A 16,495-nucleotide genomic window follows, 5' to 3' on the forward strand; every position below is an offset into this window, starting at 1 on the left:
GGCAATTGCTTTCGGGTGTTTTTTTTAACTTAGAAATGATTATTTGGAATTATAGGCAAATTTTTTGTTTTTACCATTGCCACCATCATTATTGTCATTATCATTTATTGCGTTAATGCCGTTCTTTCTGTTTTTTTGAGTCAGAAGAGAAACTACAACCAAGGATATGAAACTAAGAGGAACGGAGAAAATCGCCGGGTTATTAATTTGTACCGGAGCATGAACGCCGACCAATCCATATACGTTGTTGTAGGTTTCCTGCGAAAGTAATATGAGCCCCAATGCCGAAACTAAGCCAATTAGCACAGATGCAATTACGCCTTGTGCAGTAGTTTTCTTCCAGAATAAAACCATCAAGATTGCAGGAAGATTTGCAGATGCTGCAATGGCAAATGCCCAACCCACAAGATATGACACATTCATTTCCTTGAATAATATGCCAAAGCCTATTGCTATGGCTCCCACAACTATTGAAGCAAATTTACCGTAAATCACTTTCTTTTTATCTGTCAAATTTTTATTTCGGAATTTATCCATCAAATCGTGTGCTACTGCACCGGCAGAAGCAACAATCAGCCCGCTGACTGTTCCTAATATCGTCGCGAAAGCTAAAGCTGATATGATAGAGAAAATTAGTACCCCAAATGACTTAGCCAACAGTGGTGCCGACATATTGTCATTTGTCAAGTCAATTACGCCGTTGACCATGGCTCCCAATCCCATGTAAAGAGTCAGAACGTAGAACAAACCGATGACACTGATTGCAACAATCGTAGATTTTCTGGCTGCCGAAGGACTCGAAACAGTATAATACCTGATAAGAATATGTGGTAGAGCCGCTGTGCCGAAAAACAATGCAATCATAAGCGAAATGAAATCAATTTGGTTTGTCAAAGTAGCACCTTTTTCGGCATCAACTTTGAATTTTTGTCCGGGTTTGAGCACTTCGCTTCCGGGAGTAGGATTTTGGTAATAAATTGATAATTTATCGTTACCATCCATTAAAACGTGTTTGCTCCATCTGACTACAGTTCCTTTTTTGATTTTTTCGATAAATGAAAACACATCTAAAGTTCCTGTACGAGTTTCCTCTTCATCACCAAGGTCGCTCATATGTCCAACTTGATAGAACTTTTTCTCTTCTTTTGGAGCACCGTTGTAAAGAGTAGTACCGTCACTTTTGTTCAATACGTACAAAGTTTCATCAATCAAAGAATCCGCTTCGTTTACTCTCCAAATCGTAACTTCACCGTCTTTTTCTAACTTTAAGAACCTTAATTTAGTTTTTTCGTCAGTGTATTCCCTTATTAGTTTATATGTCGAATCTTCGAGCACTACACCATATGGCTCCAAAGAAAGAGTTTTGATAGTTGTAAATCCGCGGAAAGGCACATCACCACCTTGGTCCGGCTCCGTTGAAATACCTCGAGAAAAAATCAAAAATACAAGTGCAATCGAAAAGACTATCAACATACCACCTTTCATAAATTGGACGTATGTTGTAGAAGCCATACCTGCCGTTGCCACAATTATTGTTACAATTGTCCCAACTAAAACAACACCTACCCAGTGTGGCATACCCAGCAAAGGCGTAATTAGCGAACCTGCCCCGACCATTTGTGGAATCAAATAAAATATTGATACCATCAGCGTACTGATTGCTGCTACTAATTTAATCCCTTTTGAATCAAATTTTGCATCCAAAGCATCTGTAAAAGTATATTTACCGAGCTTTTTCATTGGTTCGGCAACAAGAAATAGCGCCACAATCCACCCTGCGAGATAGCCGATAGAATAAAGAAATCCGTCATAGCCGGATACTGCAATCATGCCACAAATACCAAGGAATGACGCTGCAGAGAGATAATCACCTGCAAATGCGATTCCATTTACAGACCAATGTATATTGCCACCTGCTGCATAATATCCGTCAGAAGTTTTGGTCTTTCTGCCAAAGTGATATGAAATCAACAGTACGACAAGAACAATACCAACAAATAAGATTACTGACCAACCCGATGCTTCGTAATACATACTATATTACCTCCTCTTCGTCTTCGGGTTGCATCATTTCTTCTGCACGCGTGCAAAAGTGATTATATGCAAATGCCAAAACGATAGCAATTATAATCAGTAAAAAACCATAAGCTATAGCCACATTTATACTACCAACATCAGTTGCCATCAAACTGGGGCTAACAACGCTGATTATAATAAAGCTTGCGTAAACTATGGAATATAATATAAAGAACCATTTGCCGAAAAGCTCTTTCAATGGCGAAGAGTAGTCCTTCTTCCAATCGGTAGAGGGTCCGTGCATAAAGCCTCCAAAAGGTGATTATTAAATAAGTCAATTTATACATATCTTGTTATGATTATGTTCGCTTTAAATAAAACTTCATTCAAATTTCATTATAAATCATCTAAGAGACTATTGCAAAAACATAAAATCTTTTTATGATTTTAAAATATCTCTGTTGGTAATTTAGTGATTTAATTTGATTTATCAAAGAAGATTGTTGTGAAAGAATGAATTTTAAATCAAAAAAGTATCATAAATTTTGCTTATTTATTCATGAAATTTGAAGTATCCTTTTTGCTCTTTCATGAAATATGTTTAATTTAGCTAAAAGTAGTTGGAATAATTATAGAAAGATTATGCTGAACGTCGCATTATTTGGTCCTCCCGGTGCCGGTAAAGGTACTCAATCTGAGTTTTTAATCAAAACGTACAATCTCTTTTACATTTCTACAGGCGATTTGCTCCGTAAGGAGATTGCTAAAAAGAGTAAATTCGGACTCGAAGCTCAAAGCACTATCGCTGCTGGTGGCTTGGTTTCGGACGAAATCATTGTTCAAATAATCGAAAAAACTATCACAGATAACCCTGATTCCAACGGCTTTCTGTTCGATGGATTCCCAAGAACCTATATTCAAGCCTATATTCTCGAAGGGTTGATGCTTAAATTGAATACTTCGCTTGATTGCTTGATTTGCTTAGATGTCCCCGAGGAAGAATCTGTCAAAAGGTTGCTTAATCGAGGAAAAAGCTCCGGTCGCTCTGACGATAACGAAACAGTTATTCGCAACCGTTTAAAAGAATATGAACAAAAAACTCTTCCGGTTCTGCAATTTTACAAGGAGAAAGAGATTTATATCGGTGTTGATGGTACTCAATCAATCGAGGATGTAAATACACAAATCACAGAGACCATCAAACAAATACTAAGTAAGAAATTGCTAAACATCGTTTTATTCGGCTATCCCGGTTGTGGGAGAGGTTCACAGGGTAAAGCATTGGCAGCTCACTTCGGATTGGAATACGTAGCCACAGGAGCTATGCTCGATGAAGAAATCAAAATCGGCAGCGATGTAGGTATCAAAATCAAGGAACTATATGATAGTGGTCAACTCGTGCCCGATGAAATCGTAGTGCCATTGATGGAGAAAAAATTATCCAATTCTAAAGATGCCAAGGGATTTATATTCAAAGGATTTCCGCGAACTTTGGTGCAATCATATATTCTCGATGGATTGCTCCGCAAACACGGCTCTTCGATTTCGAAAATTATCGAAATTGAAGTCCCCACTCTCGAGCTCATCAGCCGATTGGACGCACGGAGCAAAACCGATAAGAGTATGCCATATGATTCGAGTACGGCAAAAATCGTAAAGCGTTTGCAAGAACACGAAACCAAGACTGTTCCGGTAATCGAAAAGTATAATCAGTTGCACGGCGTAACCAAAATTAACGGCATGGGCGATTTCGATGAAGTTTTCCAACGCCTTGCTTTCGAAATCGAAAACGGCTTCAAAAATATTCGTTGATTCTTGTTGGTATTTGTGAAATTCATTCTATGGCACGATGATTGATGTTTAATTCGTGAAATAGAATGGAGAACATATAAAAATTTTAATATACATATTGGTATTTATTGCAACTGTGCAAGCACTATCGGCTCAAAGCATTGTAGTCAAGCGGACAGATGTGGATTCGAGTCGTTACGGTTTTGTGACGGCGAGCTATACTTTTGGTATGGACATCTATCTTAAAGATTTGCCAAAATCTAACGGTGTTGCATTACAGTTGAATTTTAACCAAAGTGATGTTGTAAAATTTTCACAATGGCTACCCGGAGATTTCGGCAAACCACAAGTGATTCCAATGCTAAATCAAGATGGTACTTCAAATTTGATTATCGCCGTGGGTTTGGGCAATACTACTATCCCTGACAGCATCGCAGAACCAAAGATAGTGCATCTCGAATTTGTTGTGCTCCAAAACGCAGCTAATGCTTCATCGCTGAATTTCACTTTTATTCAACCGGTTGCTACGACGATTGTAAATGACGTTCGCGAGATAATTTCAATAAACGCTGAGCCGATTGAATATACAATTCACGGTTTTATCAATGTTTGGCCCGGCGACACCGACAATAATGGTATTGTGAATCATTTAGATTATGCTAACGTTACAAAGTTTATTGGACTCGGCTCTGCAACAAAAAATATGAAAAGTTTCAAACGCAAGTCAGGCAGTGCTATTTGGGCTGCTCATAGAGTTTTGACTTGGGACAATGCCGAAGTTACTTACGCTGATTGCGACGGCAACGGCGATATCACCATCACCGACATGCTAATCGTCTCGTATAATATGGGCAAAGACACCTTAAATAGCTCAGTTAAGAAAGATGCTGATGATTTGCAAGAAGATTTCCCCTCGCCTGAAGTTTTCGATGCACCTGATTATGTAAAAGTTCCTTTACTTATAAATCCCGAATTAGACTTTATAACTGCAGTTTCAACTTTCAATTTATCAGAAATCTTGAAAACGCATGAATTCATCGGTGTAGAAGTAGGCAATACTTTCTCTGAAAAACCTTTTGTTTACTACGTTCTTGATGAAAATAGTAAATTGCATTTAGCGGCAGGCTCATATTTGAAGGAGCATTCGCAAGGCAATTCTTCTATTCTTTGCAATTTAGTTCTACGCAATAAAGCCGGAAACAATCTGAATGTACCGGGTGTAAATCCAAATATGCTCAGAGCAATCACAAATGATGGTTATATTTTCGATTTGAATTTTTCAGTATCGGATGTCAACGACGCAAATAATCCGGAGCTCCAACTATCAATCAACGGTGATTTGATGGAAATCAACGCTCCTTTTGATATTTTGTCTGTAGAAATCATTGATATTTTCGGGCAAATAGTCAGAACCGAATCTGTGACCGGAATGTCGTACACGATGCATTTATCAAATTTATCAAGTGGATTGTATTTGGCAAGAATCAACTACAATTTCGGGCACAATTCCGAGGTACACAAATTTTTAATCAGTCGCTGATTTTTCAATTAAAATTTGTTTTCAATAGCAACCACTCAATCTCCGATACATTCCTGTCAGAGCCAATTCGCTTGGCAAAATTTTCAATATGCTTATTGTTTCGCCCTTCAGAAATTATCTGAGCCTCAAATCTAACATTCCCCGATTGTTCATCACGCGTGCTTCTGAGCGATTGCAATTGCAAATCATTTTCGGAAATCGCCTCTATTATCATTGGTCTGATTTGCGATTCAGCTTCAATATGGCAACTGATTTTCATTGAATAATGCGAATCGAGATAATCTTCATTCGTATGTTTATCTTTTCGACGACTTAAATAGTTCGCCAAGGGACGCAAGATTATCAGCGTTAAAACCACAGCGAAAGCTGTAATAATTCCATATGTGTACAATCCTGCACCTACCAAAGCGCCAACTGCTGCCGAGCACCATATAGTCGCAGCGGTATTAAGCCCTTGAACGTTTGCACCTTCGCGAATAATTACACCTGCTCCCAGAAAGCCGATACCTGTTACGATTTGCCCTGCCACTCGAGAAGGGTCGCCGGTATCGCCTGTCAAAGCATGCGACAGCATTACAAAAGCTGCAGAACCAATCGCAACCAATGTGTTGGTTCTCAGTCCGGCACTTTTTTGCCTATACTGCCGCTCGAATCCAATCATTCCACCGAGGAAGAATGCAATCCCAATTCGCAAAGTATATTCCCACACTTCCATATCGAACACCAATCTATTGTAAAAAATTTTATGAAATTTTCAATACAATTTTTCCGACGTAATTCCCGCTTTCCAATAGGCGATGAGCATCGGCAGCATCTTTCAAATCAATGACTTGATGAATGTGCGATTTGATTTGACCTTGATTTTTCATCTCCACAAATTCTACGAATTCATTCATCGGTCCCAAGAAAATGCCTCTCAAGTTGAGATGACGGAAATAGAATTGTTGATAATGCAATTTAACTTCCATGCCTGTCAACATTCCACAAGCTACGATAGTTCCATTCTTGCGAACGAGCGAGAAACTTTTGTCAAAAGTTGCCGGACCGACGTAATCAATCAACAAATCAACTCCTTTGGGAGCGAATTTGCGTGTTTCGGCAACAACGTCGTCTTCGTGATGATTAAGCACTAAATCAGCACCCAAGCTCTCAAGGACACTTTTTTTCTCATTTTTGCCAACGGTTGCGATTACTTTTGCACCTTTTTGTTTAGCTAATTGAACCGCAAATGTGCCCAAGCCACCTGAACCGCCCCAAATGAAAAATACATCATCGGACTTGAGGTCAACAGTTCCGAAAATTGCATGATATGCTGTCAATCCCGCAATAGGCAATGCCGCAGCTTCTTCAAAAGATACATTGTCGGAAATTTTGACTAAATTTTCTTCAGGAACTGCGATATATTCGGCATAGGCGCCATGGCGTTGCATTCCGAAAAATTGCCAACCGTCATTCAAGAAGGTGTTTTCACCGTAGTGTGGGTCGCGTTCTTCGGGCAATTTAATAGGATAAACGACAACTCTATCCCCCACTTCAAATTTGTCCGAATTTTTTGCAGTTTGCTCCACAACGCCTGCCATATCACCTCCGAGAATGTGAGGCATCGGTATAGTTTGCCCGGGATATCCCTTCCGAACAACAGTGTCAACGCGATTTAACGAGACAGCGTGAACTTTGAGCAAAACTTCATTGTCCGCCGGAGTCGGTGTCGGGAAATCTTCCGTGTATTGCAGTACATCTGCTGAACCATGTTCATTTATTATAACAGCTTTCATATTTTATCCTTATTTTATAATCCACATCTTTTAAAAATATAATCTACGCTCTCGAAAACCTTGTCGTAGCTTAGTAATTTGCTTAATTCTTCAGCCGTAATATTTTGCATCAATTCGGCATCTTCAATGAGTGATTCGTAGAACGGTTTCTTCTCATCCCAAGTTCTCATGGCGCATCGCTGTACAATTTCATATGCCTTTTGGCGTGGAAATCCGCGTCGAGCAAGCTCAAGTAATACTTTTTGGGAATGAATCAATCCAAATGTCAAATTCAAATTATCCAACATCCTTTCCGGATATACGACGAGATTACCCAGCAGCTTTGATGTCCGTTGGATGATATAATCAAGTGTAACAGTTGCATCAGGGAAAATATTTCGTTCTACGCTACTGTGCGAAATGTCGCGTTCGTGCCAAAGTGCATTATTTTCCATCGCTGCTATTGCATATGACCTGATTAAACGAGCTTGCCCGCAAATATTTTCTGAGGCTATCGGGTTGCGTTTGTGCGGCATTGCGGAACTGCCTTTTTGCCCTTTCGAGAAAAATTCCTCAGCTTCACGCACTTCAGTTCTTTGCAAATGTCTGATTTCGACACCGATTTTTTCTAATGTTGTGGCAATTACAGCTAAAGTTGCGATGAAAAAGGCATGAGAATCGCGCTGAATCACTTGCGATGATGCATTGACAGGCTTCAGCCCGAGTTTTTCGCATACATATTCTTCCACTTCCGGTGATAAATGCTCGTATGTGCCGACTGCACCGCTAATCATACCGTAGCGGCAGTCTTCGAGTGCATGTTTAAGGCGCTCGATGTTGCGTTTATTCTCATCATACCAAATTGCAATTTTCATCCCGAAAGTCATAGCTTCGGCATGAATGCCATGGCTTCGACCAACGCAAACAGTATGCTTGTACTCGCGCGCTTTGATTGCCAGCACTTCGGAAAGCACGTTTAAATCTTCAAGCAAGATGTCTCCGGCGTCTTTTATCTGCACTGCAAGACAAGTATCCAATACGTCGCTGGAAGTCATCCCAACGTGCATATAAGCCGATTTATCGCCTATGTACTCTTCGACATTAGTAAGGAATGCAATTATATCGTGCTTGGTGGTTTCTTCGATTTTGTTAATCCGCTCAATGTCAATTTTTGCGTTTTCGCGAATAAATTTTGCAGCTTCTTTTGGAATTATTCCTAATTCTGCTTGGGCTTCGCAAGCTAAAATTTCGATTTCGAGCCAAATTGCATATTTCGTTTCGTCAGTCCAAATTTTGCCCATTTGGGGCAATGTATATCGTGCTATCATTTAATTTAATCCAATAATTTTTATTCTAATTCATTTTTCAAAAATACACAAATATCAAATATTCAATTTTTTAGTGGCTGTTTTGGGTATGAATTCGCTGACATAAATCGGTTCGAATGTTTCTATTTCGGCAAATTCTTCATTGGCAATCATTTGTAGTGCATAATTGCAGATTATTTTCGAATTTGGGAAAATGCTCGTTGCCGATAAATTCAATTCTTCGGGAATAATCCCACAGATGAAATCACCCTCAGAAATAATATTTTGGAAAATTTCGTAATTTTCGAACTCAATATCGCCCAAAGGGTTTGAATCTAAATCAAAAAGTTGAAAATATACCTGCTCTTTGTGCGAAGGAAGCACGCTGATTAAACGTTTGTGCTCGCTTTTTAAATGTGATTTAGCTTCGAGAGCAATGGCTTGCAAGGTTGGCACTGCGAGAATTTTAATCTCCGAGCCGAAACAAAGCCCTTTTGCAAATGCTGCCCCAATCCGCAATCCTGTGAATGAACCCGGACCCGCTGACAAAGCTACATAATTCAGCTTTGAAAAATCACCCCTTAGATGGTCGATTATTAGCCTTTGGGCATAGAGTGCGAGCAATTTGTCATGTGCATTCGATGAATAGCAGCTATACTCGGCAATTACATCATTTCCGAATGATAATGCCACGGAAAGCGTTCTCTGGGAGGTTTCGAGAGTCAATATTACTTCATTATTTTTCATATTCGTTACAAGGTTTCTAATGTTTTTTTAATTTTCCACAAAAATTCAATTGCATTGTCTCGCGAATCAATCATAACTTCAAGTGTCAGACGGTCTTTTGTTTGGTTCAATTTGCAATCATCTAAACTATTGATATAATCAATCACAACCGAGAAAGCATTTTCATAATAATAAGTGTCATCATTTGGAGGAAATTCGCAAATAAGTTTCTGCCCCTTTTGAATGATACGCGAAAAGCCCGAACCAATTGCAGCGATTCGCAATTTAACTGCGTAAATCAATTCATTTGCTTGTTTGGGCAATTTACCGTATCTATCGGTGATTTCACGGACTAAATCTTGCAATTCACCATTATTTTTCAAATTATATAATTTCTTGTAATATGAGAACCTATCGGTATCGCGTTTGATGTAATCTTCGGGGAAGAAGGCGTCTGAATCAATTTCGATAGCAATATCTTGCGTATAAAATTTGGGTTTCTCTGCCCTATCGCCAAAAATATCCGAAAATTCTTCATATTTCAATTCTGTGACTGCTTCGTCCAAAACTTTCTGGAAAAGCTCGAACCCGATGTCAATGATAAATCCTGATTGCTCGGCGCCCAAGAGATTTCCTGCTCCACGAATTTCAAGGTCGCGAAGAGCGAGTTTCAAGCCGCTCCCTAGTTCGGAAAATTCTTCGATCGCTTGAAGTCGCCTCAATGCGTTCAGAGGCAATTTGTACGAATTCGGTATGATTAAATAGCAATAAGCCTGTTTGTTGGTTCTGCCGACTCTACCGCGTAATTGGTAGAGCTCAGCCATCCCGAAATTTTGCGCCCTATTGATGATTATCGTATTCGCATTTGGAATGTCTATGCCTGATTCGATTATTTTGGTCGAAACAAGCACATCGTACTTGCCTTCGATGAAGGATTCCATAATATTTTCGAGGTCGGCGGGCTTCATTTGCCCATTTGCTGAAGCAAATCGGAGATTTGGCATCAACATATTCATGTGGATTTTGAGCTTATCGAGGTCTTCGATTCGGTCCGACACGAAAAAGACTTGTCCGCCTCTTTCGACTTCCTTCTTAATGTGCTGCGTCACGATTTCATCATTCCACTCAATAATTTCTGTACTTACCGGAACGCGGTTTCTGGGCGGAGTTTCGATTGTGCTCAAATCTCGAGCTCCCATCAAGGAAAAATTCAGTGTCCTCGGAATCGGCGTTGCAGTCAGTGTCAAAGTATCCACCGCCGAGCGAAACTGACGTAGCTTCTCTTTTGCCGAAACCCCGAAGCGATGCTCTTCGTCTATAATCAACAAACCCAAATCGCGAAATTGAATATCTTTGCTCAAAAGTCGGTGTGTACCAATCAATATGTCTATTTTTCCATCAGAATTTTTCGCTACGATGTCCTTTTGTTGAGATGCACTCCGAAAACGCGAAATAACCTCCACATTTACGGGATATTTGGCTAATCGGTCGCGGAATGACATAAAATGCTGTTGTGCAAGAATGGTTGTAGGCACTAAAACTGCCACTTGTTTGCCAGATTGCACAGCTTTGAATGCTGCTCGGATAGCGACTTCAGTCTTACCGAAGCCGACATCGCCGCAAATCAGCCTGTCCATCGGCGAATCATTTTCCATATCCACTTTTAATTCTGCAGTAGCGCGTGCTTGGTCGGGCGTATCTTCGTAGATGAATGATGCCTCGAATTCCTTCTGCCATAAACTGTCTTCGGGATATGCGTATCCTTTTTCGGATTTGCGTTTTGCATATAATTTTATCAAATCCCGAGCAATATCTTTGAGCCGCTTTTTGGTTTTGGCTTTTTTCCGGTTCCAATCGGCGGAGCCAAGTTTGGATAGCACGGGCATTACGCCTTCTCGGGCTGCATATTTGCTGATTTTGGCGATATAATTCAAATTGACATAGAGCACATCTTCATCTGCGAAAAGCAATTTGGCGCAATCTTGCATCGAACCGCCCATACTCACTTGGCGGAATCCGTCAAATACTGCGATGCCTTTGTCCTCATGGACAACGTAGTCGCCGATTTGTAAATCCTGCAACTCTTTCAAAGTAATGCTCGTCGAACCCGTAGCTTTACGAGTATCGCGGACTCTGTTTCGCTCAAAAACTTGATGCTCGGTGAAACACGCAATTTTCAAATCATCCCAAATGAAGCCTTCGGAAAATGTGCTGTCGAATAGTCTGATTGCCTTGAAAGTGATGTTTTTAATTATTTCCGGCGAATATTCGAAATCGGCAAAATCAATTTCACCAAGGGATTTCTCGATTATTTCTTTAAATCGGTTTAAGTGAATGTCGCCATCAGCACAAAATAATATCTTGTAATCATTCACGGCAAGCCTTGTCAGTTCCTTTATTAAGATGCTGACTGATGCTTTTACCGAAGGTTGCGAAGTGGATTTTACTTTGTAAACTGATTTTTCGAGCGGATTGACCTCAATTATTCTAAATTTTTCGAGCTTTTGTTTAGTGCTATCGTCAAATTCTAAAGAATCGGGATGATATAAAATGATAATAGTATCATTGGGTAAATAATCAAAAATATCGAACTCGAATTGCTCATCATCCGAATTGTACAATCCCGCAATGAATTCGATTTGCTCCAAATCGCGGATGCTGCGTTGCGAAAGTATATCGAATTCGCGAAGTGATTCGATTTCATCGCCCCAAAATTCAATTCTATATGGATTATTTGCCCCAACGGGGTACAAATCCACAATCCCACCACGAATCGAAATATCACCCGGAACAGCGACGTAATCGCGTCTTTCAAATCCGTTCAAAATCAACGATTTGACAAATTCATCAAAATCTAATTTCAAATCTTTAGTTAGAATTTTTTTATCGCTATGAAGTTTTTGCGGATTCGGCAAGGATGTCATCAAAGTTTCATCTGTGGCAACAAGTGCTCGCGGGTCGGAACTGAAATTTGTCAAACCCTCAATCATCCAATCTACTCGATTTTCCTTGTTGTCAATTTTTGTTCTCAAGGAGCGAGAAGGCTCTTTGAGTAGCGACACATTATTTTCGCCAAATAGGATTTGCAAATCGTGGTAACGGTCTTCCGGTTTGGATTTATCGGATTCGATAACCAAAATATCATTTCCCGAATGCTCGCTCAAAGCTTTCACAAAAAAGGAGACAGATGAGCCGGCGAGCATTTTGACCGATGTCCGCTTTTTTTTGCTTTTTTCGAATTCTTTGAGTAAGTCTTTAAGTATAGGCTCTAAAATTGAGTAGCTTCTGCCGACCAAATCCTTGTAAGAAATTTTTTTCAATTCTCTTTCCGCGTGATAAACTTTTCAAATCTGCTTGTGAAATATTCCGTGTCGTCAGCATGTACTTTCACTTTGTATTCAATTCCATGGTCTTTCTCTTCAGAATCAATCACATCCGCTACTTTATACAAGACTGAGAGCAAATTCATTTGGTCGTAGGGCAATACGAATTCGATTAATTTTGCCTTCAAAATATAGACTTCGAGCATTTTTTCCATCAAATTGCGAATGTTGATTCCACGCTCCGCTGAGATAAAAATCGAATCTTGGAATTCCTTTTCAATCGCTCTGAATCCGAGTGATTTATCAATCAAATCCAATTTGTTAAGCACGAGTATTGTCGGTTTGTCGGTGATTTTGAGAGATTCCAAAGTTTCTTCTACAACGGCAATATGGTCGCGGAAAAATGGATTCGATACATCTACAACGTGAATCAGCACGTCTGCCGATGAAGCTTCTGCCAAAGTACTCCGAAATGATGCAATCAGATGCGTTGGCAATTTGCGAATAAAGCCGACTGTATCTGATAGCAAGGCTTCTTGACCGGAAGTCATCGTGAAATGGCGGACTGTTGTATCTAAAGTTGCGAATAATTTGTCCTCGATATAAACATCAGCAGTCGTGATAACGCGCATCAAAGTTGATTTACCGGCGTTCGTATATCCAACGAGAGCGAATCTCGGCATACCTGAGCGGTGTTTGCTCTGAACTTCACGCTGCTTATCAATATCCAAAAGCCGCTCTTTGAGTTGTTGGATTTTAGTTTTGATTATCCGCCTATCGGTTTCAATTTGGGTTTCGCCCGGACCTTTTGTACCGATTCCACCGAATTGTTTAGATAAGTGGGTCCACATTCTGGTCAATCGCGGCATCAGATATTGCATCTGTGCAAGTTCTACCTGAGTTTTGGCTTCGTTGGACCTTGCTCGTCGAGCGAAAATATCCAAAATCAGGGCGCTTCGGTCAATTACTTTGACTTCAAGCTCTTTTTCGAGATTTCTGGTTTGTATAGGCGCCAAATCATCATCGAAAATTACAAGTTTGATTTCATTCTCTTTGATGTATTCTTTGATTTCTTCAACTTTTCCTTTGCCAAGATAGGTCCTGGCATTTGGATTCTGAAGCTCCTGTCTGAATGTTTCAGTTACTTCAGCACCCGCTGTGAGAGCCAAAAATGCCAATTCTTCGAGATGCTCGCGGGCTATTTCGCGGTCCGAACCTTTCAGTATCAATTGTACTGCTATTGCTTTTTCTGTAATTATATTTGCTTGTGTCAACAAATTCCTCAAATATATTCGTTAATGAATATGATAGATTGCAAAAGTATTAAGTAATAACGTATTTGATGAAAAATTCTTTACAGCCCGAATTTAAAGTTATACGTTCGAATCGTAAAAGCTTGGCTATTGAACTTGGTCATAACTCGATGAAAATCCGAGCACCTTACCAAATGAGCGATGCCGAAATTTCGTGTTTTATACTTGCGAAACAAGATTGGATTAGGGAAAAGCAACTTTTGCTAAGTAAGAAATCACCACCCAAACATCAGTTTGTGGAAGGTGAAAAGTTTTTGCTATATGGCGAAGAATACCCTCTAAAATTTGTTGAAAAACAGCCTTTTGCTCTCAAATTCGACGGAAAAGAATTTTTGCTCAACACTCGCGATATGCACCGCGCAATTTTGCTGTTCAAAGCTTGGTATATCAATCAAGCAAAATTTTCTTTCCCGAAAAGGGTAGAAGATTATGCGACTAAACATGGATTCAACTACAAAACTGTCCGTATTTCGGATGCAGCGCGTCGTTGGGGTTCATGCTCGTCATCAGGTTCGATTAATCTGAATTGGCGGCTTATGCGGGCAATGCCCGAAGTGATAGATTATGTTGTAATTCATGAATTAGCTCATACTAAACACATGGACCATTCCCGTCGCTTTTGGGCAGTAGTAGCCGATGTGATGCCAAATTATGCAAGCTATCGCAAATGGCTAAAAGAGCATGGTTACATGTTGGATTTTTTGGCGGAAAGTTAATTTTTTGAATTATTTTTGTTAAAATTTAATTTCTCGGTAACATTTTTGAAAATAATGTGTTTATATTATTGAAAGCGAAACAAGTAGGAAAATGTTAAAAAGCGTAGATGAATATAGTGATACAGAATTGTTCTATATGTTGTGTGATGACAAGAAGACCGCTGAGAAAGCTTTTTCTGAACTATTCACACGACACTCATCTAAAGTTTATGCTTTCTGTAGAAGGTTCCTTGGCAACAAAGAAGAAGCACAAGACTTATTTCAAGAAACTTTTATAAAGTTTCATCAAAGTGCTGATAAAGATAGAGTCATGACAAATGTGTCGGCTTTTCTGGTAACTATCGCCCGAAATTTGTGCGTTAATTATAGAAGAAAAGACAAACCGGCAATTTCCTATGAAGATTATATGGCTCATAGCGACGATATGACCGACGACAAAAATGAGTTACTTGAATTGGTGAAAAGTTCTTTGGAATTACTGCCTGATGAATATCGAGAGATTTTCATTCTTCGCGAATACGACGGAATGTCATATAACGAAATCGCTAAGATGATTAATCAACCTCTGAATACTGTAAAAGTACGAATTCATAGGGCAAAACAAAAAATGAGAGAAATTTTGCAGCCTTATTTGGCTGAAATGTCTAAATACGAATAAAATAAATATTATAAATTCTTGATTGATATGAAAGATTATATAAACAACACAAACTCGGAACTACTGACTCAGCTTCTCGATGGAGAGTTGAACGCAATGCACGAAGAGTCTTTGTACGCCGAACTCGGCAAAAGCAAAGAACTCCAAGAGGAATTGCGCCAACAACTCTTGATTAGAGAATCTATCAGAAAGGACACCGAAGCTTTTACACCTCCGGCAGCTGCCGTAACCGGACTTTTTGAAAAGTTAGGATACGCTACTCCGTATTCTGTGGTGTCAGGTACTGCTCTGAAAACAACTTTCTGGCATACAATGTTCAAGAGAGCTACTGTTTCGATAGCAGTTCTTGCCTTATTGACTTTTGGCGGATACAACTTAATCGGTGTATTCAATGGTGAAGCTAATTCGGCTATAGCTGATGGCAATTCGATTGTTTCCGAAAGCAAGCAATCCAATGATGCTTATCACTCGGTAAATGAAATCAAAAATGCTGATGAAGTTGTTGCTGTCAATAATGCAAAGCAGATTCCCACAGTTAGCTCATATGTTGTAGAAAAAGCTTCCGATACTAAAATCGTAGCAACTGAAAAAACTGAAACTGTAATCAGCCCGAAAACTGAATTACTCGCTACAAATAGTAGTACAAGCGAATTGCTTGCCACAAATTTTGCTGACAACAGAGCTTTGGTCAATCCGGTTTACGCATCTAATCCGAATAATTCAGCATTCAATATGAATTTGACGATGAATCATGGATTGAATAATGTCGAATTCACAAAATCTGAATTCACAAAACCGTCAAAAATTTCTGCATACATGAAAGCAATGCCTATGTCTTCACTTGATAATAATATACCTATAGTGGGTGGTTTTAGATTTGAAACAAGTGAAAACTTAAGTTTTGCTCTTGAAGTTGGTCAGCAATCTTATTCCGCAACTGTTACAAGTGATAACGATGATAATATACTAATCAATAAGGATATGTCAGTCATATTTGGGGCAATATCTGTTCGCTATGACTTAAATCAAATTGAAATTCTTAAGTTTCATCCTTATGTACAAGCTGGTGTTGGAGCAGGTAACTTTGGAAAGTATATGGCTCGTTACAACATTGGAGCAGAAATTAAACCTTTCGACAATGGGGTTTCATTCATGTTTGGTTTTGAAGGAAGCAATTTGTTTTATTCAACTCAGAACAATTCATTTAATACACAGAATAGTGGCTTGATATTCGGAATATCCTACAAATTTTAAGAAATAGCCGAAACAAGAGCAATGTAGAATGCTCTTAAAGGTAAAGGGTTGCTTTTGGCAACCCTTTACTTTTTGTATAAACGGGAAATATTAGAGT

The 16,495-nt window shown here is 39.4% G+C and carries 13 protein-coding genes; 5 read left to right on the forward strand and 8 right to left on the reverse strand.

Going from position 1 to position 16,495, the window contains the following annotated elements; genetic code table 11:
• Positions 1-39: 39 nt before the first annotated feature.
• A complete protein-coding gene (locus M9949_00395; GenBank protein MCO5249864.1) occupies positions 40-2,034 on the reverse strand; it encodes a cation acetate symporter in 1,995 nt (664 codons plus the stop codon).
• A 1-nt stretch (position 2,035) separates the two neighbouring features.
• Positions 2,036-2,320 carry a DUF485 domain-containing protein gene (locus M9949_00400; GenBank protein MCO5249865.1) on the reverse strand — a complete coding sequence of 95 codons (285 nt, stop codon included), beginning with the start codon at positions 2,318-2,320 and terminating at the stop codon, positions 2,036-2,038.
• Between the two features lie 293 nt (positions 2,321-2,613).
• Here M9949_00400 and M9949_00405 point away from each other — a divergent pair, with 293 nt between their 5' ends.
• Positions 2,614-3,828, forward strand: a complete 1,215-nt coding sequence (locus tag M9949_00405; protein MCO5249866.1) for an adenylate kinase — start codon at positions 2,614-2,616, stop codon at positions 3,826-3,828.
• 97 nt (positions 3,829-3,925) lie between these two features.
• Positions 3,926-5,347 (forward strand): T9SS type A sorting domain-containing protein, encoded by a 1,422-nt coding sequence (locus M9949_00410; protein ID MCO5249867.1) that lies wholly within the window; start codon positions 3,926-3,928, stop codon positions 5,345-5,347.
• A gap of 4 nt (positions 5,348-5,351) precedes the next feature.
• Here M9949_00410 and M9949_00415 read toward each other — a convergent pair whose 3' ends face one another.
• From M9949_00415 to hflX, 6 genes are read right to left on the reverse strand one after another with little or no spacing between them, the layout of a single operon-like run.
• Positions 5,352-6,062 carry an MgtC/SapB family protein gene (locus M9949_00415; GenBank protein MCO5249868.1) on the reverse strand — a complete coding sequence of 237 codons (711 nt, stop codon included), beginning with the start codon at positions 6,060-6,062 and terminating at the stop codon, positions 5,352-5,354.
• 28 nt (positions 6,063-6,090) lie between these two features.
• A complete protein-coding gene (locus tag M9949_00420) occupies positions 6,091-7,122 on the reverse strand; it encodes a zinc-binding dehydrogenase (protein ID MCO5249869.1) in 1,032 nt (343 codons plus the stop codon).
• 14 nt (positions 7,123-7,136) lie between these two features.
• Positions 7,137-8,429 carry an adenylosuccinate lyase gene (gene purB, locus M9949_00425; GenBank protein MCO5249870.1) on the reverse strand — a complete coding sequence of 431 codons (1,293 nt, stop codon included), beginning with the start codon at positions 8,427-8,429 and terminating at the stop codon, positions 7,137-7,139.
• A 54-nt stretch (positions 8,430-8,483) separates the two neighbouring features.
• Positions 8,484-9,155, reverse strand: a complete 672-nt coding sequence (gene tsaB, locus M9949_00430) for a tRNA (adenosine(37)-N6)-threonylcarbamoyltransferase complex dimerization subunit type 1 TsaB (protein MCO5249871.1) — start codon at positions 9,153-9,155, stop codon at positions 8,484-8,486.
• A gap of 5 nt (positions 9,156-9,160) precedes the next feature.
• The gene (gene mfd, locus M9949_00435; GenBank protein ID MCO5249872.1) at positions 9,161-12,454 is read right to left on the reverse strand and encodes a transcription-repair coupling factor; all 3,294 of its coding nucleotides are present in this window, start codon (positions 12,452-12,454) and stop codon (positions 9,161-9,163) included.
• A complete protein-coding gene (gene hflX / locus M9949_00440; protein ID MCO5249873.1) occupies positions 12,451-13,731 on the reverse strand; it encodes a GTPase HflX in 1,281 nt (426 codons plus the stop codon). Before hflX ends, mfd begins: the two co-directional genes overlap by 4 nt.
• A gap of 68 nt (positions 13,732-13,799) precedes the next feature.
• Between hflX and M9949_00445 the strand changes: the two genes are divergently transcribed.
• From M9949_00445 to M9949_00455, 3 genes are all read left to right on the forward strand, one after another.
• Positions 13,800-14,486, forward strand: a complete 687-nt coding sequence (locus M9949_00445) for a M48 family metallopeptidase (GenBank protein MCO5249874.1) — start codon at positions 13,800-13,802, stop codon at positions 14,484-14,486.
• 91 nt (positions 14,487-14,577) lie between these two features.
• Positions 14,578-15,144, forward strand: coding sequence for an RNA polymerase sigma factor (locus M9949_00450; GenBank protein ID MCO5249875.1), 567 nt, complete (start codon positions 14,578-14,580; stop codon positions 15,142-15,144).
• A gap of 27 nt (positions 15,145-15,171) precedes the next feature.
• Positions 15,172-16,398, forward strand: a complete 1,227-nt coding sequence (locus M9949_00455) for a hypothetical protein (protein ID MCO5249876.1) — start codon at positions 15,172-15,174, stop codon at positions 16,396-16,398.
• Positions 16,399-16,495 lie beyond the last annotated feature (97 nt).

Source organism: Candidatus Kapaibacterium sp. (assembly GCA_023957315.1).
Taxonomy (GTDB): Bacteria; Bacteroidota; Ignavibacteria; order Kapaibacteriales; family UBA2268; genus PGYU01.